This window comes from Streptococcus sp. ELY_90 (genome assembly GCF_058314475.1).
The window spans coordinates 148,076-167,148 of the sequence record NZ_JBZFUJ010000002.1; the positions used below are offsets into that span (position 1 = coordinate 148,076).

Genomic DNA, 19,073 nt, shown 5'->3' on the forward strand with positions numbered 1-19,073 from the left:
GATGCTGAAAAAACGGATTATTCCCTGTCTGGATGTTAAGGACGGACGTGTTGTCAAGGGAATCAATTTTGTCAATTTAACCGATGTGGGCGACCCTGTTGACTCGGCGCGTGCCTACTATGAGGCAGGCTGTGATGAACTGGTTTTTCTGGACATCACCGCAACCCATGAAAAGCGCGATACTACGGTAGACATGGTGCGCCGCGTCGCCGATCAGGTCTTTATTCCTTTTACAGTCGGCGGCGGTATCCGCACCAGCGATGACATGAATAAGATGCTCAAGGCCGGTGCGGACAAGGTCGCTGTCAACTCTTCTGCACTTGCTAATCCCCAGCTCATCAGGGACTGTGCTGAAAAATTTGGCAGTCAGTGTGTGGTTGTGGCGATTGATGCCAAGAAACAGGCAGACGGCAGTTGGCATGTCTATGTGGCCGGAGGCCGCAAGGATACCGGCAGAGATCTGATTGACTGGGTTAAAGAAGCCGTTAGTTTGGGTGCGGGTGAAATTCTTCTCACCTCTATGGATAAGGATGGCACAAAATCTGGTTTTGATGTGGACATGCTTAATAGTGTAGCAGCAGTGGCGGACGTGCCCATTATCGCTTCAGGCGGTGCGGGTAACAGCGATCACATAGTAGAGGTCTTTGAGAAGACCCCGGCGACTGGTGCCCTGGCGGCTTCCATTTTTCATTATGGAGAAGTTGCTATCGCTGACACCAAAAAAGCCATGGCTGACGCGGGAATTGAGGTGCGCTTATGACAGATATTCAACTTGATTTTGCTAAGCAAGACGGACTAATCCCTGTCATTGTCACAGATTATCAGACAGGGCAAGTCCTCATGCTGGCTTATATGAATGAAGAATCCTACCAACTGACCCTTGAAACCAAGCAAATGCACTACTGGAGCCGCTCGCGGCAGGAACTCTGGCACAAGGGCGCAACCAGCGGCCACTACCAATATGTCAAATCCATCACAGCCGATTGCGACTGCGACACCCTGCTCATCGCTGTTGAGCAAGTCGGCGCAGCTTGCCATACGGGTGCTTACAGCTGTTTTTTTAATGAGATATACAGCGAAGAAAACTCACAGCAATAAGCTCTGCTATTTTTCAAAAAATCGAAAGAAAGGAATTGAGTTTGAGCTAAAAGCTCGGAATTTAGATAAATTATCTGGAAAATCAGGATTTTCCGATAATTTCCTAAAATTCGGTCACTTTTTAGACGCTCTCACATCTTAATTATGTTAGAAACACTATATAAAGAAGCCCTTGACCGCAAACAGAACCCCAAAGAAGGGTCTTACACCAACTACCTTTTTGACAAGGGCTTGGATAAGATTCTCAAAAAAATCGGTGAGGAAGCAACAGAAGTCGTTATTGCTGCCAAAAATGCAGATAAGGACGAAATTGCCAACGAAACAGCAGACGTCCTCTATCATTTGGCCGTCATGATGGTTGAAAGCGGCGTGACACCGGACGATGTCAATAGAGTGCTGGAAGCCCGCCAGGGCAAAAAAAGCAATGTCCACGACCGCAAAGAAATCACAAATTATTAAGGAGCATCAAAATGCTAAGCCAGCAGGACATCCGCAACAAGCAATTCTCTGCTAAATTTCGAGGATATAATCAGGAGGAAGTCGATGAATTTCTTGATGAGATGATAGCAACCTTGGACGCCTTAGAGCAGGAAAATCAATCACTCAAAAGACAGATCAAGCGGCTTAAGTCGGGAGATGACTATTTGTTGTAGGATTAATAAAATTAGCCACTCGTCAAATGAGTGGCTAATTTTATCTTGTACAAAGGTTGCGAGATGGACAAATTACATAATAAAAATATCCACACACGTGGATTTTTTTATCTCGCCTCGTCAACTAGACACTCTAAAAATTGAATTCAAAGTATTAACATTTCTATCCTTCAATAAACGTTTTTGTAATGATAGTGATGTTGAAAAATCAATCATTCGCTCATAAATAAATTCAAGTGCGTGGATATCGTCTGCCTTGATTGCAAGTAAAAATACAAATTTAATATTACTACCATTCCAAAGTACTCCTTTTGGTAAGATAGCAACTGATATAGCTGATTTTTTCACACTATTTTTTATAGGGTGAGGAATAGCCAGTACATTATCTAAAACGGTATTCGATATCTTTTCACGCTGCAAGACGTCTTGGTAGAAGCAATCATATACAAAGTTTTCATTTACCAATTGTTCTGATAAACGTTGTAATAATTGTTCTTTCGTAATGGGTGTATCAACAACATGTAACAATTGGGGATAAAACAAGGTGATTCTTGCTCTTTTTTCCTTTAATAGTCCTTCTAAATTCTTAAAATTTTGTTCAAAATTACTAATATCTAAATAATAAACATTAGTCTTATCATGAATATTTGGAATTGTTGAAATAACTAAATCATATTCGTCACAATTGCAGGTTTCGTACTCTCGGTAGGATAATTTATCGATTTTTCCTAAGAGTCCTACAAATTTTCTCATCAATTTATTCTCTATGATCGAACTAACAATTTTTCCTGTCCCACATATAATGGCTACTGACAGTTTATCTGTATCATCTGAACGATGCTTCTCGATTGCATTTTCAAAATATAAGGCTATGAAAGAAATCTCATCTTCAGAAAATGACAGCCTAAATTCTGTCTCAACTTTTGACATTTCATTTATTGCCAGTTCAAAAGCATATGGGAAATTATTTTTGATCTGTTCAATAATTGGATTTGTACGGTTACCATTGATAATTTGAATATTCAAGGCTCTTAAGATATGATTTTTTAAATTATTATGTAAATCAACATCAAAAACCCAATTGCTGGCTACAGAAGCTGAAAGATTATGGATAATCACTTTGACAATCTCATCTGCTAATATTTCATTATGTTTTACAGAATAAAGACTAGAAATAATATTTGGATAATTTTCAGATAAAATAAATAGAAAATAGGACTTTTCATTGTCAGATATTTCAATTTGAAATCGGTTTTCTATCTCTTTAATAAATTGAATAAAAAATTTATCATATTTTTTGGACAGTTTCGTCTGAGAAATCAACACGTGATTTACTTTATGGCCAGATTTTATTCGACTAACAGAAAGGAGCAGATGAACAAATGTCAGCTTTTCAAAATAATCTGTATTGCTGAGTTTGATTTCATCAAAAAGGGAATAAAATAATTCTGAAAACAAATCATAGTCCACATTTCCACACACATCTTTGACTGTGGTTGTTTGTTCAATGATAAAATCGTGTAAATCATCCTGAAAAATAAGATTTACAATTGCTCTCCTAATATTCTCTTCCTCCCCTTTGACGGTATAGCCTAGATTGCTTTTATTTTGAATCTTAACATTATAAAAAGCCAACATTGTTTTTAGTTTTTTTAAATCATTATACAGTGTGTTTTGACTGATAAACATTGTATCAAGCAGATAATCTTTTGTTATAAAATGTTCTGTTGTCAAAAATATTCTGAGTAGAAATTGCAATCTTGCTTCAGATGAAGTAAATAAAAAAGTTCCAGTATCTTCATGTGACCAAAATTCATCAAATTCATTTTTATTGTCATACTGTAGTCGATAACCTTCCTTACGAATAATTTCAATTCTAGCTCCGTGTTTCCCAATATAATCGTTAATCAATCGAATATCATTCCTCAATGTCCGAATAGAAATATTCAAATCTTTGCATAGGATATCAGAGGGAATAGGATTTTTTTGTACAATTAAGTAATTCAAAATATCATCTAAGCGCATATAATCTAGTTTTGACATGAATTTCCTTACTCCTTTAATATTACGACGTCATGTGGATACTTATTATATCACATATGTATGATTGATCAGATTGAATTATTGCCGCAAAATTCGGAAATTAAAAGGAATATTTTTTACATTTCTTTGACACTGAAAACGGCAAAGAGAGTTAGTGACAAGCCATTATTGCCATGTTATGATTTAACCGTAAAGTTTTAAGTCAGCAGAAAAGTAAATTTATCAGGAGGTAAGTTATGAGTATCGATGAAAACACTCTCAATTTATCAGAATTTATAAATCCGAATCTAATTTCAATTCATTTGCAGGCACAATCAAAGTTAGATGCTATTGAAGAGCTGAGCGATCTATTATTCCAAAACCACTATATCAACGATAAAAAAGCATTTGTTGAAGATGTTCTATTTCGAGAGACGGAAGGACTGACAGGCATTGGTAATGGGGTTGCTATCCCACACGGAAAATCAATAGCAGTAGAAAATACAACAATTGCCATTGGTCTGTCAAATAAGGCTATTAAATGGGAAGCATTAGATGATGAACCTGTAACGGCTATTTTTTTATTTGCTGTCAGAGACCAAGATTCAAACGTATTGCATTTGAAATTACTTCAAAAAATAGCAACACTTTTAGCACACGAGGAATTTGTAGAAGCATTACATAAAATAACATCAAAAGAGGAATTAATTCAACTATTACTACAATAAAGGAGGTTTCGTTATGAACATTGTAGCTGTTGCAGCCTGCACATCAGGCATCGCTCATACTTACATTGCAAAAGAAAAGCTAATTCGAGCTGCGGAAGCGCTTGGTCACAACATTCATGTTGAGACACAGGGAACAATTGGTGTTGAGGATGAACTATCGGCAGAAGACATCAAAAACGCAGATGTTGCTATTCTTGCAGTCGATATTCAAACAACTGGAAACGAACGCTTTAAATCATTGCCGACCATTAAAGTACCAACTTCTATGGTCGTAAAAGCTCCAAAGCAGTTGCTTGAAAAAATTGAAGCAGATTTAAAAAATAAAAAGTAAAACTATCTTTTTGAAAAGGAGGAAAACAAAATGAAAAAAGTAGGCCAAGAAGTTAAACAGCACCTGCTAACTGCTATTTCCTACATGCTGCCTTTGGTCGTAGCATCAGGTCTATTGATTGCTATTGGTAATTTAATGGGCGGAGAAAACGTAACTAAGCTAAGTGGCATGTCTTTCCCTGATGCCTTGACAACTCTTGGTGTCTTAGGTATGGGGTTACTGCCATCCTTCATCGCAGGCTATATTTCCTACTCCATTTCTGACAGACCAGGTATTGCACCCGGTTTCTTAATGGGACAAATTGCCTCATATCTTGGAGCTGGATTCCTAGGTGGTATTATTGGTGGTTTCATCGCTGGTTATATCTCGAAACTCATTAAAGATTATCTAAAAGTTCCTAATTGGGCGCAAGCTTTGATGCCTATGATGATCGTACCAACACTTTCTGCTATTATCGGTGGAACACTTATGTTCTTCATTCTAGGAACTCCTCTGACAATGGCAACAAAAGGTCTGACGGATTTTATTACTGGATTAGACCAATCTCAAAAAGCAATGTATGGTTTCATTATCGGTACTATTGGATGTATCGACTATGGTGGAGCAATTTCGAAGGTTCCTAACTTGATTTGTGATGGTTTATTACTTGAAGGAATTACAGGACCTGAAGGGATCAAAGTACTTGCAGCTATGGTTCCTCCAATTGGAGTAACATTTGCATATCTATTCTCCAATATAGTTCACAAACGTATTTACACTAAACAGGAGGTCAATGCAATCAAAGTAGCCTTTCCAATGGGATTGTGTATGATTTCTGAAGGCGTAATTCCAATTGCAATGAATGACTTGATACGCACTGTTATTTCAACTTCTATCGGATGTGGAATAACAGGAGCAATTAGCTATTTATTTGGTAATGGCAGCCCTGTTCCATCAGGGGGATCTTTGTAATTCCGGCAATGGATAAACCCCTTGTTGCAATTATTGCTCTTTTAGTTGGCTCATGTGTCACTGCAATTCTTCTTGTCTTGCTAAAAAAACCGTTATCTGATGCAGAGTTTGATAGCACACTTGATGATACCGAAGAGGAAGTTGATCTGTCTAATCTTTCGTTTGAATAATAAAAAATTTGGAGGTCTTAATATGTTAATTAATATGAAACAAATGTTGTCTATTGCAAAAGAAAATAAATTCGCTGTTGGTGCTTATAATATTTCAAATCTTGAATTAATGAGAATCGTTGTTGAACAATGTGAAGAAGATAACGCACCAGCTATCATTGAAGTTCACCCAACAGAAGTATTTTATTGTAAAGATGATTTCTTTGCTTATGTCTTGCAACGGATTAAAAATAGCAGCGTGCCTTTTGTACTTCACCTTGATCACGGTGATAACTTAGATAGTGTCGTAAGGGCTATTCACAATGGATTTAGTTCTGTTATGATTGATGGCTCATTGCTGTCATGGGAAGAAAACGTCAACATTACAAGAAAAACGGTTGAAATTTGCCATCGTGTCGGAGTGAGCGTTGAAGGAGAACTCGGTACTATTGGCAAAACAGGTACTGCTGTTGAAGATGGATTACAAAATGGTATTTATACGAAGCCAGATGATGCAAAGCGTTTTGTTGAAGAAACTGGTGTTGATACTCTAGCTATAGGTATAGGTACTGCTCACGGAATCTACCCAAAAGATGTTACCCCCAAAATTCGCATTGATATCCTAGACGACATTGTGAGCAAGGTCAATATTCCATTCGTATTACATGGCGGTTCATCAAATCCAGATGATCAAATTGCTGAAGCTGTTAAACATGGTATTACAAAAGTCAATATCTCATCTGATTTCAAACATGCATTCTTCGATAAAGTTCGTGAAATCTTAGCAAATGATGAAGGCTGGGATCCAAATAATCTCTTCCCAGAATGCTTGATAGAAGGTAAAAAAGTTGTCCATCACAAGAATGAATTATTCAATTCTGTTGGAAAAGCTGAACTATATAAATCAGTGAAACCATGGCGTGCTGAATTTCTATAGTTATGACCATAGACCAAACAGGATGACTTGGGAAAAGACAACAAGTTCACATCACTATCCATTACTTAAAGCAACAGCAAAACAAAAAGCTGCCAGAGAAATCACTCTGGCAGCTTTTTTGATGCAGAATTAACCCTTTGAATCTTCAAAAATGTAGGGATAAAGCTGTGCCACCTTTTGAAAAGCCCCAGTGTCCAGCTGTCCGACTTTCTGAATGTTGCGGGCACGATAGTCAAAGGTAAGCAGTTGGAAAGGGTTGACATCACCATCTATCTCTGGATGATGGACCTCAACAAGAAGATTTTGTGCTTTCAGTTTCTTTTGTCCATGGGTGATAGGACAGACTGCCACAAAACCAGTTTGCTTAGCATAATTGTAACTGGAAACCACGAGTGCCGGTCGGCGTTTTTGAATTTCTCTGCCTGCTGAAGGATCAAAATCTATCCAGACCAAATCTTGTTTCTGGGGAATATAGTTAGGCTTCATGATCCAGCAAAGCCATCCCTTCAAAATCGTCGGACATGGCTAAATCAGTCTTGCCATCAAAAGGATTTGCAAGCTTTGGTGCCAGAACAATCACACCATCCACCCCTCTGTAAACAGAGAATTCGGTGCCTTCTTTTACCTTTAAATCCTTTGGAATCGTCACCGTCATAGAATTCCCAACCTTTCTCGCTTTTACTGTTACCATGAAAATCACCTCTAAACTCTTTTGTATACATCAAGTATATGCAAAAGGACTTGCAAAGTCAAATGGTTTTCATTTAGATTATTCGGGAAAACTAGACAAAAATAGTCAAGTCTTGGTATAAATAGTATTTTTATAGTGCTATAATAATAAGTGTAATAAAATTGTTAAAAAGAGGAAAATAATGGCAAAAAAGACAAATGTCAACAATATTGAATAAAAATTTATTGACAGAAAAGAGGAAAAACTATGTCTGCTAAGCAAAAGGAAAAACAATCCAAACTAAGAAAATGGCTGGCTGCAAGTATGATTATTGTGAGCAGTTTCTTGTTAGTCAGTTTGATGATTTATGCTGTTACGGATTTTTTGCCTAAAGATGCTTCGCCTGTGCAGATGAAAGTGTTGGTCATTGCTATAATGGCTTTTCTGCCTTTCAATATGCTGATTAGCGCTGTCTTTATGCTCAAGTATCAAAAGATTTTAAAAAAGATTCTACTGACCTGCCTGGCTTCTGTTATGACAGTGATCATTATGTTCCTTGTTACTGTTTTTACTATAAAATCAGATGTCTCTGATCTGCCTCAGTCCTTTGGTGTCCGATCGACTCATTCATCCAATCAGTCAGTAAATAGACATAAAGAACGGAAAAAAATATCAGAAAATGGTCGCTGGTACTCAACTGAAAGCGAAGCCTTGAATCATTTTAAAAAAATAAAGGGAAAAACGAATGAAGATTTCTTTTACATTAAAGGCTTAAGGGGCACTGTGCATTATTTTTATACTCCCAGCAAATCAAAGACCTTTACAGTATACACGCTGGAGGTGAAAGACGGCACATATTTTAAACCTGCTGCGGAAGAATATTTTATGAAAGATTACTTAGATGATTATTACTTATATGACTGTGATGATGCTGCCTGTGACAGTATTTCCGAAGAGTACTTCTTTAAATATACGCCGGGAGCAGGTGTCTCAGCCATGGCAGAGCAGGATTTATACTTTGGCATGTGGCACAATAAAAAAGAAGTCAAGAGTTTAACCATTTTAGGCAAACGCCCGGACGAGATTATTCCTGTCAGGTCTGGAAAGAGAGTAGATTATTTTTGGACTATGGAAAACCCAGAAATCACGAAATCGCTTGAAGACTTTAACTTTTCTAAATTTACTTACCGCAAATTGTCTAAGCATTTGCATATCCAGTACACCAAAGCAAAAAAAGCAGACTGAGCCTTAAAATGGCTGCATAAAAAGACTGAATCTGGCTGTCCCTAAATTGGATTTTGATGTCCGATTTAGAAAAACAGTACAAATTCAGTCTTTTTTGGCTTATGCGGAGTAGCTTACTGGCCTTTGAATTGTGACTCTAGTGTGCGGCACTTTCTCTGACAGCAGCAGCAACGGTTTTAGCGACGCCTTCTTGGAAGGCATCCGGAATGATATTGGTCGGGCTGAGTTCGGCATCAGGGATAAGATCAGCGATGCCGTGTGCTGCAGCAATCTGCATGTCAATGGTAATCTTTCTGGCGCGAGCGTCCAAGGCGCCGCGGAAGATGCCCGGAAAGGCTAAAACATTATTGATTTGGTTAGGAAAATCACTGCGTCCTGTTCCGACGATGTAAGCACCGCCGTCAATAGCTTCATCAGGGAAAATTTCAGGAACAGGATTGGCCATGGCAAAGATAACAGGCTTGTCTGCCATTTCTTTAATCCATTCCTTTTTAAGGACACCCGGTGCGGAGACCCCGATGAAAATGTCTGCACCTTTAAGAGCTGTCTGTAAGTCACCTGAGAGATGCTCACGGTTGGTAACCTTAGCAATATCGGCATGGTGGGCAGGAAGACTGCTGTCTTCTTCGTTGATGATACCTGTTCGATCAACAACGGTAATATGTTTGGCGCCGGCAGCTAAGAATTTACGTGTGATGGATAGGCCGGCCGATCCGCCGCCGTTGACAACAATTTTGACCTCATCAAGGGTTTTGCCAATCAGTTTCAGACTGTTAAAGGCGGCTGCCAGGACAATAATGGCTGTTCCGTGCTGGTCATCATGAAAAATAGGAATGTTACACTCTTCAATGAGCCGCTGCTCAATCTCAAAACAGCGCGGTGCACTGATGTCTTCTAAGTTAATACCGCCAAAGGTTGGAGCGATGGCCTTAACCGTTGCGATAATTTCCTCGGTATCTTGTGTAGCAAGAACAATCGGAACAGCATCAACATTTGCAAAGCGTTTAAAGAGTGCTGCCTTGCCTTCCATAACAGGCATAGCCGCCTCAGCTCCAATATTTCCCAGCCCAAGAACGGCCGAGCCGTCGCTGACTACCGCAACAGTATTTTTTTTGGTTGTCAGCTCATAAGCCAGCTCCTCGTTTTCTGCAATAGCCGATGAAACGGCAGCAACACCCGGTGTATAAGCGATGCTCAGATCCCTTTTGTTTTCGACGGTAACCTTGGAAACAACTTCTAATTTGCCGCCGTTTTCTCTTGCTTGCTGCAAGGCCAATTCTCTAACATCTTCATTTGCCATAATTGTTTCTCCTGTTTCTATTTTTATTTAATCATTAAAAGATAATCCGTAAGATAGCTGTCATAGTAATAACAGTGATAGCTCCGCCGAGCCGTGTTGCTACCTGTGCAAAGGGCATGAGATTCATGCGGTCTGCTGTACTTAAAATAGCAACATCACCTGTACCGCCCATACCGCTTTGGCAAGCTGAAATAATAGCAGCTTCAATAGGATACATATTCATAAAACGAGCTACGAAAAATCCTACTGAAATAACAGTAAAGACAACACTGATAACGATAATAAAGTAAGGCAGGGTCAGAACCCCGACAACATCCTTCAAAGGAATATAAAGAAGACCAAGTCCCGCCATCAAAGGATAGGTAAAGTTGCCTGAGATAAATTTATAAAGCTGTTTAGCTCCGTGCTGTGTTTCAGTCGGAATGACGTTGAGATACTTGAGAGCGGCAGCAGCAACAATCATCAGTACCGGTCCCGGAAAACCAGTCAAATGCTGCAGCAGATGGCCGACGATAAACAAGGTACAGGCTGTCAATACACCGGCTCCCATTTTTTTGATGTCAAGCGGACCGGAAGTATCTTTAAGGGCATCAGCCATATCGTCTTCTGATTTCATTTTTACCAGCTGCCCCTGTCCGGAAAGATCCGTCCGCCGTTCGCCCCAGCGTGATAGGATAGCTGTGCACATAATGGCAAAGAAATTACCGACAATCGTTGCAGGAATGAGCTGAGCCACCAGCTGCTCGCTTCCCATGCCGGTAATAGCACTGTAGCCCAGCGACAGCGGAAGAATACCCTCGCCGATTCCGCCGGCAAGAACCGGGGTTACGATGAAGAAGAGCGTGTGTTTCCAATCCTGTCCCAGCAAAACGCCGACAAGCGTTCCGACAGCCATAGCGCAAACCATACCCAGCATCATCGGAATAATCATTCGCATCAGTCCCTGTACCAGAATTTTGCGGTTCATTCCCAGAATACTACCGCAGACCAAACAGGCAATGTAGAAGTATAAAAAGTTAGCCTGTTTCATCAGGATATCAGCAGAATCCAAAACATTTTTATTGACGAGATTGAAAAAAACTAAAATGGACGGCATCAATAAGGAAAGGATTGCCGGTCCGCCAAAGTTTTTTAAAATTGGAATGCTGGCACCAATCGTTCCTAAGAGCCAGCCCAAAGTCAAAATAACAGCAAAGCCGCCCAGCATATTGACCGGGAGCTGCTGCAAGAGGGCTGTTATTAATATAATGAGTGATAAGGCGACGTAGACAGGGAGGGGAACAGAGCCGACATAGCGGTTCATCCATTTATCCCATCCTGTTGGAGACGTCTCAGCTGTTTTCTCTTTTGCCATAAGTTTCTCCTCCTAAATGATTGGAATTACCCCCATTATAGAAAAACTGCTTTTTAAACTTAAGATTTTTTAAGTAATTTAAGTAAATCAACTTTTTTAAGAACGGCTGCCGTTTTAAGAATATGGTATAATAATGGACAATAAAACGGTTTTTTTAAAGCAGCAAAAGAGCCTTGTCAGCTGATTTAAAAGGGGAAAGATGGTCTGGGGCAATCATTTTTTCGGTTCTGCTTTCTTTAAGACAGATAATAAGAGGGAATAAAAAACTGCAAAACTGTGGCAGGCATACTTTGACCTGCGCCTGACATTGGGTTATCCGAGAATAGGAGATTTGAGCATGAGGAAGGGATTGCATCTCAGAAATTTATTGACCATGGTCTTTATCTTAATACTGCTGCTGATGGCTTCCTTATTCTATGGACTGACCCTCTATCAGCACTCCCAGCTTATTCGCAAGCAGCAAGAAGAGCATTTGCTGTCTGTTGGCCGCCAGCTGGCTCTTGATCCTCAGATTAAACATGCACTTTTAACTAAAAAGAGAGATGATAAGCTTGAAGCATATACTAAAAAAATTGCTAAAATCCATCATTTGGATTTTGTAGTGGTTATGGATATGCAGGGCATTCGTTTGACCCATCCTGACAAAAGCAAGATTGGCAAGCACTTTGAAGGGGGCGATGAGCTGCCTGCCCTCAAAGGAAAGACCAAAGTCTCGGTCAGTCAGGGGAGCCTCGGCAAATCGTTGAGAGGCTTTGTTCCCATCTATGCTGATAAGGCTAAGAAAAAGCAAATCGGCGTTGCGGTATTGGGCATTAAGGTGCAGTCTTTAAGTACGCTTATTAAGAATTCTCGGCAGGGCTACTCTTTAGCGCTGCTTCTTAGCATGACAATAGGTTTTGCAGCTGCAACCGGCCTCGCTTTTTACCTAAAAAAGCAGCTCCTGAATTTGGAGCCGCGGGAGCTTTCTCGTCTGTTTGAAGAACGCAATGCCATGCTGGATCAGACAAAGGATGCCATGGTCGTGATTGACCTTAAGTACAGGATAAATCTGGCTAATATTGCGGCTGAGGAACTTTATCGCAAACAAAGCGGAGCAAAAGACAGCTTAGTGCATCAGCCGATTGAACAGCTGATAACAGCTTTTTCGAAAGAGATGCTCAAGGACAAAAAAGAGCAGGTCTATCGTCAAAAAGGACAGGATTACATTTTTTCTTCTGCCCCGATCGAGGTCAACGGTAAGCTGATCGGCTGGATTATTTTTTTGCGAAATGCGACCGAGTCTTTTCTGATCATGGACCAGCTGGCCAATACGACCGCCTACGCTTCATCGCTTCAGGCTCAGACGCATGAGTTTGTCAACCGTCTTCACGTGATTTACGGTTTAGCCGATCTCAATGCTTATGAGGAGCTGAAAATTTATTTGGAAGATATTCTGGCGCCGGACAAGGAGTTTGCTCACCAATTGTCCTTTTTGGTGCAAAATCCTCAGATTGCAGGGTTTCTCAATGGTGAACGTCAAAAATTTACTGAACGAAAGATACCATTTCTGGTTGAAATCTCACCCAAAATACCGGCTAACCAAAATGAGGAAGAAACCAAAGCTCTTATCAATGTTTACCGCTATATTCACCATGCTCTCTTACAATTGGTGCTGGAGGGAAACCTTTCTTTGGTGATTCACTATGAAGACAATGAGCTGACAACCAGGTATTTTCTCACGCTGCCGCAGGATCAAAAAGAGCAGCTGCAAAGTCATTTTGACAACCATTTCTTTAAACAGATACTCAAGGAAAATCAGGCAGCATTTGACATGAAAGCAGAAGAAAACTTCATCCGGCTTGTTCTGGTATCACCTTACAAGGAGGCAAAGACATGAACGTACTCATCATAGAAGACGATCCGATGGTTGAATTTATCCACCGCAATTACTTGGAAAAAGGCGGACAGTTTGACAATATTTATTCGGCTAATTCTTTAAAAGATGCTAAGGAACTTCTGGAAAAATGTGAGGTCGCTTTGATATTGCTGGACGTTCACCTGAGAGACGGGAACGGTCTGGATTTGCTCAGTGAGCTGCGAAAACGCCGCTGCAGCAGTGATGTCATCCTCATCACAGCCTCCAATGAAGCCCAAACGGTTAAGGAAGGGCTTCACTTAGGCGTTGTCGACTATTTGATCAAACCCTTTACAAATCAGCGTTTTCAGCAAAGCATTAATCTCTTTATCAGACAAATGATCAATCTGAATAAAGACACTGTAGAGCAGGCTCAGATTGATCAGCTTGTGAGCAGTAAAGCAGATGCTCCTCAGCATAGAGTAGATCTTGATAAGGGACTGTCTTTGGAGACTTTGGATAAAGTAAAAGCAGCCATCTTAAAACTGTCTGCTCCCTTTACCGTTCAAGAACTGGCTGACTGCTGTCAGATTTCGCATGTGACCATCCGCAAATACATCTCCTACCTAGAGGAACATGAGTACCTTAAGAGTCAAGTTATTTATACAAAAGTCGGACGTCCTTATAAAGTCTTTGAAAGAAAAAAGTAAAAAGGCTATTCTGCAAGGTTAAATAAAAAATTATAAACAGCAAACAATCTTAAGTTTCGTTTAAGCCTTCCTTGTTATATTATAACCATCCTAAAACTTTCTTTTTCATAAATCTCCTAAAAAGTGAGGAAAATCATGATTTTCCTCACTTTCTTTATACCTTAAATGCTAATTGTTTTTGCTGGTTTCCAGCACAATCCGTTTTAAATCCTGCGTGTTTTTGGCGATATAATCAGCTTTTGCAGCCTGTAATTCCTCCAAGCTGCCATATCCGTAAAGCACGCCAGCTGAAGCAATGTGATTTTTCTTGGCACCTGCAATATCATATTTCCGATCGCCAACCATAAGGGCTGCACGAAGGTTTGTGCTGCTGACGTTTGCCAGAGCATAGGCAATGATATCTGATTTGTTGCTGCGGGAACTGTCCATACTGGCACCGGCAATGTAGTCAAAAAAATGACTGAGTTCAAAGTGTTCTAAAATTTGCCGCGCAAACATTTCGGGCTTTGATGTAGCGACCAAGAGCTGTTTTTGCTGCTCTTTTAAGGCTGTCAGAAGTTCAGGAACACCTGAATAAATCTGGTTTTCAAAGATTCCTTTTTGTCTGAAATACTCCCGGTAAAATTGAATGCCTGCCTGACTTTCAGAAAAAGACAGCCCCAGAGTTTGTTCAAAGCTGACTTTTAAAGGAGGCCCGATAAAGGTTTTCAGCAGGTCATCATTTGGTATCGGATGTTTTAGCTGAGTCAGAGCATAGCGGATAGAATTAAGGATTCCCTGTCCTGAATCGGTCAAGGTACCGTCTAAATCAAATAAAATTGTCTGATACATACTTTCTCCTTAATCTTTTGAAAACCATTTTTTCCAAAAAGACTTTGGCCGGGGCTGTTCAGCCTGCTCTTTAAATAGCTTGGGATAGAGGACTCTGATATCAGTATTCTCAAGGTTTTCAGCCTTGTTTGTATGCGCCAGCAGGCCAAAAGGAGACTGAGAATTGTCCTCATCAACGATGGTTGCAGACAGATCGGCTTTCTGTGCTTTTTTCATGTAAACCATTTGGCTGTTCAGCGACAGCTTGGGTGAAATTTTCAGGGAACATTCACCGTAGTTTGCTTTGAGGTCGGCAAAAACACTATCTATGGCCTCAAAAACAGCCTGTTTTTCAGCATCTGCTAAAAAAATACTCAGCACCAAACGCTCAGCAAAAGTGCCCAAATACTTGCGCTGTTCATCAGGATTTAACCGGCGTTCACCCTGGGCACTTTCCAGAACTTTCTTTTCTAAATCAGTCATTGTTCACCTCGTTTTATCATTTATCAAAATTATACACTATTTTACAGAGAAAAGCTGTGCGGATAAAGCAGAATTTGCTTTTTAAGGAAATTTAGTGATATAATCAACCCAAGAAAAGTTGAGGGAGGGCAGGAAAAATGGAAGAAAAAACAGATGTCTGGAAGGTTCTCGGCATAATCTTCATTGTTTTAACCAGTGTTTTTGTCATTTCAACGGTGACTATGACAACCGTGTACGTTTTATCCCATCAGGATGTTCATCAGTTAATTGAACGTTCAGAAGATAAGGAAGATAAAATTTCCGACTATCGAAAAACAGCGAGAAAGTATAAGGAAAAAGAAGCTAAAGATATTAGAAATACTTACTATCGCTACAGCTGGAACCGCGGTTTAGATGGAAGCTACGATGATTAGAAGCGGACAGTAAGGAGACGAAAATGGGAAAAAGAACGAATGTCTGGAAAATTATCAGTATTGTCTTTATGAGCTTAGCAGGTTTTTTCTTTCTCATTACCCTGGTTATGAGTGCTCTTTATATAGCATCCAGACAGGATTTTAACCAATGGATGGCGACAAACGCTATGCAGGACAGAACCATTGCCAACAAGAAAAAAGAAATTAAACGGCTAAAGCTCTATGATAGGATAAGAAATGGCAGCGGCAGCTATGATGATTGGTACAGTGATCCAAATAATAAAATTAAACAGTATATTTTTGGCGAGAGCGCTGAATTGGCTAGCGGTGAAGAGGTCACTGTAACAGGTGTTAAAACAGTATCAAATACTAAGATGAAGGAGACTTCTGATGGCGATCAAAAAATTGCTCTGACTGTCAGCGTGAAAAATACAACGAGGAACATGATTCAGTTCAGTCCCCAAGATTTCTATATCTATGACAGAACATTTGATATTGCAGACTTAAGCGACTATGCCGCCAATGAAAAAATTCCAGAGACCATTGAACCGGGAAAGACCATTGATGTCAAAATTTATTTCACCATCTCTAAAACATCCCCTTATATCGTCAATTTCGGCAATGCTTACTGGGTACCTCAGTCTGCCTATCAAAAAAACTCCCGCTCAGTTTAACCGCTAGATGCATAAAATCACAAGACCGGAAACAGCTGAAGTGTTTCCGGTCTTTTTTAGTCAGAGGTCTGTTTCTCAGAAAAAAACAGGGCAAAAAAGAGAAGATCAGCAAACAAATCTTTTTTTGGTTTGCCTAAGTTCTAACTTTGTGGTATTATTAACATGTAAAAATTAAAACTCATAAGGAGAGTAACATAATGTCAATTATTACTGATGTTTACGCTCGCGAAGTCCTTGACTCACGCGGTAACCCAACACTTGAAGTAGAAGTTTATACTGAATCAGGTGCTTTCGGACGTGGTATGGTTCCTTCAGGAGCTTCTACTGGTGAACACGAAGCAGTTGAACTTCGCGATGGAGATAAATCACGCTATGGTGGTCTTGGGACTCAAAAAGCTGTTGATAACGTAAATAATGTTATTGCAGAAGCACTTATCGGCTACGATGTTCGTGACCAACAAGCTATTGACCGTGCTATGATCGCTCTTGACGGTACTCCAAACAAAGGTAAACTTGGTGCTAATGCCATTCTTGGTGTTTCTATCGCCGTAGCCCGTGCTGCTGCAGACTTCCTTGAAATTCCGCTTTACAGCTACCTTGGCGGTTTCAACACTAAAGTTCTCCCAACTCCAATGATGAACATCATCAATGGCGGTTCTCACTCAGATGCTCCTATTGCTTTCCAAGAATTTATGATTGTACCTGCCGGTGCACCTACATTTAAAGAAGCTCTTCGCTGGGGTGCTGAAATCTTCCATGCTCTTAAGAAAATTCTTAAAGAACGCGGACTGGAAACAGCTGTTGGTGACGAAGGCGGATTCGCTCCTAAATTTGACGGAACTGAAGATGCTGTAGAAACAATTATCAAGGCTATTGAAACAGCAGGTTACAAACCAGGTGAAGAAGTATTCATCGGATTTGACTGTGCATCATCAGAATTCTATGCAGACGGCGTTTATGACTACACTAAATTCGAAGGTGAAACAGGTGCAAAACGTACAGCTGCAGAACAAATCGATTACCTTGAAGAATTGGTAAACAAATACCCAATCATCACTATCGAAGATGGTATGGATGAAAATGACTGGGAAGGCTGGAGAGCTCTTACAGAACGCCTTGGCGGACGTGTTCAATTGGTTGGTGACGACTTCTTCGTTACAAACACTGACTACCTTGCTCGCGGTATCAAAGAAGGTGCAGCTAACTCAATCCTTATCAAAGTTAACCAAATCGGTACATTGACTGAAACATTTGAAGCTATCGAAATGGCTAAAGAAGCTGGCTACACTGCTGTTGTATCACACCGTTCAGGTGAAACTGAAGATTCAACAATTGCTGACATTTCAGTTGCAACTAACGCCGGCCAAATCAAGACAGGTTCACTGTCACGTACTGACCGTATTGCTAAATATAACCAATTGCTTCGTATCGAAGATCAACTTGGTGAAGTGGCTGAATACCGCGGTTTGAAATCATTCTACAATTTGAAAAAATAATCGGTGATTGAATAACCTTTTAAAGACCTCAGTTTATATGCTGAGGTTTTTTGGTTTTCGATGGGCTAAATAAGGGGTAAGTATTTATCGTTTGTTAATTTTGTCGAGCTTGTCTGCGGCAATGTTTTTCTGTATTTTTGAATTGTCGCTTGTATTAGTAAACGCTGGGCTTCAGCGAAATTTTGCATAGTCGATATTAAATGTCAGACTATAGTATAATACTGTATAGAATATTAACGGTAAGGAAGAGTTAATTTGGTTAGATGGGTAAATGTAGCTAAAGGGTTTGCTATATTTTTAGTCGTATATGGACATGTTATAGAGGGGCTTGCTGAAGGCGGCTATTCTTTCAGAAGTTATGATATTCAGCATGCAATAATTTACGGATTCCATATGCCTTTATTCTTTTTTTTATCAGGTTTGTTTTTGAATAAGATGCTTGCTAGAGAGTTTGCAAAAGTACTGAAGAGTAAAGCACAAAATTTACTTTATCCATACTTTTTATGGGGAATTACTCAAGGCTCAATCATGGCTGTCTTTTCTAGATTTACCAATAGCGGTCAAGGGTGGGATAAGATTATATCGCTGCCAATTGATCCTTTAGGACAATTTTGGTATTTATATGACTTGTTCTTTATGACAATATTGTTTTATGTTCTTAGTAAGTTATTAAAAAACAGTAAACTGGTCTTATTAGTATCTTTAGCTTTGTTTGCTGCCACACCTTGGATGAGTGGTTGGGAACTGTCAAGAATTTTCCATCATTTTATTTTCTTGGTTTTGGGTTCAATGTTTTTTGACTATGAAAAACAGTTAAAAAAGTACTAATTGTGGATTATAATATTCTTAGCGATTATTTCAATGGCAGCTTATTATTTCGATATTGACTTACTAGAATTTTTTATTTATGGCTTACTGGGAACTGCTGTAACTGTCATGCTTTCAAAATCATTCAAACAAAACAAGGTGATTGAATATCTTGGCATTAAATCATTACCCATTTACTTATGGCATATTTTAGCAATAGCTGGCAGCAGAATAATAATAACGAGGTTTATGGGCTTTGAGAATATACTTGTATTGATTATCATACTTATCATTGTTGGTGTACTATTCCCGTTAATTGTGGATTACATCGCTAGTAAGTTAAAGCTAAACAGAATTATATATGGAAGATAGAAGAGTGATCTCTTTTATCTTTATTGTTATTTTTAT

General features: G+C 39.6%; 22 protein-coding genes and 1 pseudogene. 16 read left to right on the forward strand and 7 right to left on the reverse strand.

Going from position 1 to position 19,073, the window contains the following annotated elements; translation table 11 throughout:
• Position 1 precedes the first annotated feature (1 nt).
• From hisF to AC4HAF_RS02330, 4 genes are all read left to right on the forward strand, one after another.
• Entirely contained in the window at positions 2-760 is a 759-nt protein-coding gene (gene hisF / locus AC4HAF_RS02315; protein ID WP_491096502.1) for an imidazole glycerol phosphate synthase subunit HisF, read from the forward strand.
• Positions 757-1,098, forward strand: coding sequence for a phosphoribosyl-AMP cyclohydrolase (gene hisI, locus AC4HAF_RS02320; RefSeq protein ID WP_027976354.1), 342 nt, complete (start codon positions 757-759; stop codon positions 1,096-1,098). Before hisF ends, hisI begins: the two co-directional genes overlap by 4 nt.
• A gap of 144 nt (positions 1,099-1,242) precedes the next feature.
• The gene (gene hisE / locus AC4HAF_RS02325) at positions 1,243-1,557 is read left to right on the forward strand and encodes a phosphoribosyl-ATP diphosphatase (RefSeq protein WP_491096503.1); all 315 of its coding nucleotides are present in this window, start codon (positions 1,243-1,245) and stop codon (positions 1,555-1,557) included.
• 11 nt (positions 1,558-1,568) lie between these two features.
• Entirely contained in the window at positions 1,569-1,751 is a 183-nt protein-coding gene (locus tag AC4HAF_RS02330; RefSeq protein ID WP_491096504.1) for a DivIVA domain-containing protein, read from the forward strand.
• 120 nt (positions 1,752-1,871) lie between these two features.
• Here AC4HAF_RS02330 and AC4HAF_RS02335 read toward each other — a convergent pair whose 3' ends face one another.
• Positions 1,872-3,794, reverse strand: a complete 1,923-nt coding sequence (locus AC4HAF_RS02335) for a BglG family transcription antiterminator (RefSeq protein ID WP_491096505.1) — start codon at positions 3,792-3,794, stop codon at positions 1,872-1,874.
• Between the two features lie 236 nt (positions 3,795-4,030).
• On the opposite strand from AC4HAF_RS02335, the gene AC4HAF_RS02340 reads away from it, so the two are divergent.
• From AC4HAF_RS02340 to AC4HAF_RS02355, 4 genes and pseudogenes are all read left to right on the forward strand, one after another.
• On the forward strand, positions 4,031-4,501 hold the full coding sequence (locus AC4HAF_RS02340) for a PTS sugar transporter subunit IIA (protein WP_491096506.1): 471 nt from the start codon (positions 4,031-4,033) through the stop codon (positions 4,499-4,501).
• A 13-nt stretch (positions 4,502-4,514) separates the two neighbouring features.
• Positions 4,515-4,832, forward strand: coding sequence for a PTS fructose transporter subunit IIB (locus AC4HAF_RS02345; RefSeq protein WP_491096507.1), 318 nt, complete (start codon positions 4,515-4,517; stop codon positions 4,830-4,832).
• 30 nt (positions 4,833-4,862) lie between these two features.
• Positions 4,863-5,953 (forward strand): annotated as a pseudogene (locus AC4HAF_RS02350) (PTS fructose transporter subunit IIC).
• Positions 5,954-5,975: 22 nt separating this feature from the next.
• Positions 5,976-6,869 carry a ketose-bisphosphate aldolase gene (locus tag AC4HAF_RS02355; RefSeq protein ID WP_491096508.1) on the forward strand — a complete coding sequence of 298 codons (894 nt, stop codon included), beginning with the start codon at positions 5,976-5,978 and terminating at the stop codon, positions 6,867-6,869.
• Between the two features lie 129 nt (positions 6,870-6,998).
• Here AC4HAF_RS02355 and AC4HAF_RS02360 read toward each other — a convergent pair whose 3' ends face one another.
• Both AC4HAF_RS02360 and mazE read right to left on the reverse strand, forming a co-directional pair.
• Positions 6,999-7,355, reverse strand: coding sequence for a type II toxin-antitoxin system PemK/MazF family toxin (locus AC4HAF_RS02360; protein WP_491096509.1), 357 nt, complete (start codon positions 7,353-7,355; stop codon positions 6,999-7,001).
• Positions 7,345-7,560 (reverse strand): type II toxin-antitoxin system PemI/MazE family antitoxin, encoded by a 216-nt coding sequence (gene mazE / locus AC4HAF_RS02365; protein WP_491096510.1) that lies wholly within the window; start codon positions 7,558-7,560, stop codon positions 7,345-7,347. Before mazE ends, AC4HAF_RS02360 begins: the two co-directional genes overlap by 11 nt.
• Before the next feature lie 246 nt (positions 7,561-7,806).
• Here mazE and AC4HAF_RS02370 point away from each other — a divergent pair, with 246 nt between their 5' ends.
• Positions 7,807-8,784, forward strand: coding sequence for a hypothetical protein (locus AC4HAF_RS02370; protein WP_491096511.1), 978 nt, complete (start codon positions 7,807-7,809; stop codon positions 8,782-8,784).
• A 136-nt stretch (positions 8,785-8,920) separates the two neighbouring features.
• Here the strand turns inward: AC4HAF_RS02370 and AC4HAF_RS02375 are convergent, their stop codons facing one another.
• Positions 8,921-10,084, reverse strand: coding sequence for an NAD(P)-dependent malic enzyme (locus tag AC4HAF_RS02375; RefSeq protein ID WP_491096512.1), 1,164 nt, complete (start codon positions 10,082-10,084; stop codon positions 8,921-8,923).
• A 34-nt stretch (positions 10,085-10,118) separates the two neighbouring features.
• Positions 10,119-11,438: a 2-hydroxycarboxylate transporter family protein gene (locus AC4HAF_RS02380; RefSeq protein ID WP_491090783.1), complete on the reverse strand. Its 1,320-nt coding sequence runs from the start codon at positions 11,436-11,438 to the stop codon at positions 10,119-10,121.
• Between the two features lie 337 nt (positions 11,439-11,775).
• Here AC4HAF_RS02380 and AC4HAF_RS02385 point away from each other — a divergent pair, with 337 nt between their 5' ends.
• Both AC4HAF_RS02385 and AC4HAF_RS02390 read left to right on the forward strand, forming a co-directional pair.
• Entirely contained in the window at positions 11,776-13,314 is a 1,539-nt protein-coding gene (locus AC4HAF_RS02385; protein WP_491096513.1) for a Spo0B domain-containing protein, read from the forward strand.
• Positions 13,311-13,982: a response regulator gene (locus AC4HAF_RS02390; protein WP_491096514.1), complete on the forward strand. Its 672-nt coding sequence runs from the start codon at positions 13,311-13,313 to the stop codon at positions 13,980-13,982. The genes AC4HAF_RS02385 and AC4HAF_RS02390 overlap by 4 nt, the downstream gene beginning before the upstream one ends.
• 168 nt (positions 13,983-14,150) lie before the next feature.
• On the opposite strand, the gene AC4HAF_RS02395 is transcribed toward AC4HAF_RS02390, so the two are convergent.
• On the reverse strand, positions 14,151-14,813 hold the full coding sequence (locus tag AC4HAF_RS02395; RefSeq protein WP_491096515.1) for an HAD family hydrolase: 663 nt from the start codon (positions 14,811-14,813) through the stop codon (positions 14,151-14,153).
• A 9-nt stretch (positions 14,814-14,822) separates the two neighbouring features.
• Complete coding sequence (locus tag AC4HAF_RS02400) at positions 14,823-15,275, reverse strand: YueI family protein (RefSeq protein ID WP_491096516.1); 453 nt, start codon at positions 15,273-15,275, stop codon at positions 14,823-14,825.
• Between the two features lie 137 nt (positions 15,276-15,412).
• On the opposite strand from AC4HAF_RS02400, the gene AC4HAF_RS02405 reads away from it, so the two are divergent.
• From AC4HAF_RS02405 to AC4HAF_RS02425, 5 genes are all read left to right on the forward strand, one after another.
• Positions 15,413-15,688, forward strand: a complete 276-nt coding sequence (locus AC4HAF_RS02405; RefSeq protein WP_491096517.1) for a hypothetical protein — start codon at positions 15,413-15,415, stop codon at positions 15,686-15,688.
• A gap of 23 nt (positions 15,689-15,711) precedes the next feature.
• Positions 15,712-16,362 (forward strand): DUF4352 domain-containing protein, encoded by a 651-nt coding sequence (locus AC4HAF_RS02410; protein WP_491096518.1) that lies wholly within the window; start codon positions 15,712-15,714, stop codon positions 16,360-16,362.
• Between the two features lie 197 nt (positions 16,363-16,559).
• Positions 16,560-17,858 (forward strand): surface-displayed alpha-enolase, encoded by a 1,299-nt coding sequence (gene eno, locus AC4HAF_RS02415; protein ID WP_491090773.1) that lies wholly within the window; start codon positions 16,560-16,562, stop codon positions 17,856-17,858.
• A gap of 255 nt (positions 17,859-18,113) precedes the next feature.
• Positions 18,114-18,686, forward strand: coding sequence for an acyltransferase family protein (locus AC4HAF_RS02420; protein WP_491096519.1), 573 nt, complete (start codon positions 18,114-18,116; stop codon positions 18,684-18,686).
• A 33-nt stretch (positions 18,687-18,719) separates the two neighbouring features.
• On the forward strand, positions 18,720-19,037 hold the full coding sequence (locus AC4HAF_RS02425; RefSeq protein WP_491096521.1) for a hypothetical protein: 318 nt from the start codon (positions 18,720-18,722) through the stop codon (positions 19,035-19,037).
• Positions 19,038-19,073 lie beyond the last annotated feature (36 nt).

What these genes read in the sequence shown, in the direction of transcription:
- eno (WP_491090773.1), top strand. Translation starts at nt 16,560, where the DNA reads ATGTCAATTATTACTGATGTTTACGCTCGCGAAGTCCTTGACTCACGC.
- AC4HAF_RS02345 (WP_491096507.1), top strand. Translation starts at nt 4,515, where the DNA reads ATGAACATTGTAGCTGTTGCAGCCTGCACATCAGGCATCGCTCATACT.
- AC4HAF_RS02425 (WP_491096521.1), top strand. Translation starts at nt 18,720, where the DNA reads ATGGCAGCTTATTATTTCGATATTGACTTACTAGAATTTTTTATTTAT.
- AC4HAF_RS02375 (WP_491096512.1), bottom strand. Translation starts at nt 10,084, where the DNA reads ATGGCAAATGAAGATGTTAGAGAATTGGCCTTGCAGCAAGCAAGAGAA.
- AC4HAF_RS02360 (WP_491096509.1), bottom strand. Translation starts at nt 7,355, where the DNA reads ATGAAGCCTAACTATATTCCCCAGAAACAAGATTTGGTCTGGATAGAT.
- AC4HAF_RS02395 (WP_491096515.1), bottom strand. Translation starts at nt 14,813, where the DNA reads ATGTATCAGACAATTTTATTTGATTTAGACGGTACCTTGACCGATTCA.
- AC4HAF_RS02385 (WP_491096513.1), top strand. Translation starts at nt 11,776, where the DNA reads ATGAGGAAGGGATTGCATCTCAGAAATTTATTGACCATGGTCTTTATC.
- AC4HAF_RS02410 (WP_491096518.1), top strand. Translation starts at nt 15,712, where the DNA reads ATGGGAAAAAGAACGAATGTCTGGAAAATTATCAGTATTGTCTTTATG.
- AC4HAF_RS02340 (WP_491096506.1), top strand. Translation starts at nt 4,031, where the DNA reads ATGAGTATCGATGAAAACACTCTCAATTTATCAGAATTTATAAATCCG.
- AC4HAF_RS02330 (WP_491096504.1), top strand. Translation starts at nt 1,569, where the DNA reads ATGCTAAGCCAGCAGGACATCCGCAACAAGCAATTCTCTGCTAAATTT.
- AC4HAF_RS02370 (WP_491096511.1), top strand. Translation starts at nt 7,807, where the DNA reads ATGTCTGCTAAGCAAAAGGAAAAACAATCCAAACTAAGAAAATGGCTG.
- mazE (WP_491096510.1), bottom strand. Translation starts at nt 7,560, where the DNA reads ATGGTAACAGTAAAAGCGAGAAAGGTTGGGAATTCTATGACGGTGACG.
- AC4HAF_RS02335 (WP_491096505.1), bottom strand. Translation starts at nt 3,794, where the DNA reads ATGTCAAAACTAGATTATATGCGCTTAGATGATATTTTGAATTACTTA.
- AC4HAF_RS02400 (WP_491096516.1), bottom strand. Translation starts at nt 15,275, where the DNA reads ATGACTGATTTAGAAAAGAAAGTTCTGGAAAGTGCCCAGGGTGAACGC.
- AC4HAF_RS02355 (WP_491096508.1), top strand. Translation starts at nt 5,976, where the DNA reads ATGTTAATTAATATGAAACAAATGTTGTCTATTGCAAAAGAAAATAAA.
- hisF (WP_491096502.1), top strand. Translation starts at nt 2, where the DNA reads ATGCTGAAAAAACGGATTATTCCCTGTCTGGATGTTAAGGACGGACGT.
- hisI (WP_027976354.1), top strand. Translation starts at nt 757, where the DNA reads ATGACAGATATTCAACTTGATTTTGCTAAGCAAGACGGACTAATCCCT.
- AC4HAF_RS02380 (WP_491090783.1), bottom strand. Translation starts at nt 11,438, where the DNA reads ATGGCAAAAGAGAAAACAGCTGAGACGTCTCCAACAGGATGGGATAAA.
- hisE (WP_491096503.1), top strand. Translation starts at nt 1,243, where the DNA reads ATGTTAGAAACACTATATAAAGAAGCCCTTGACCGCAAACAGAACCCC.
- AC4HAF_RS02405 (WP_491096517.1), top strand. Translation starts at nt 15,413, where the DNA reads ATGGAAGAAAAAACAGATGTCTGGAAGGTTCTCGGCATAATCTTCATT.
- AC4HAF_RS02390 (WP_491096514.1), top strand. Translation starts at nt 13,311, where the DNA reads ATGAACGTACTCATCATAGAAGACGATCCGATGGTTGAATTTATCCAC.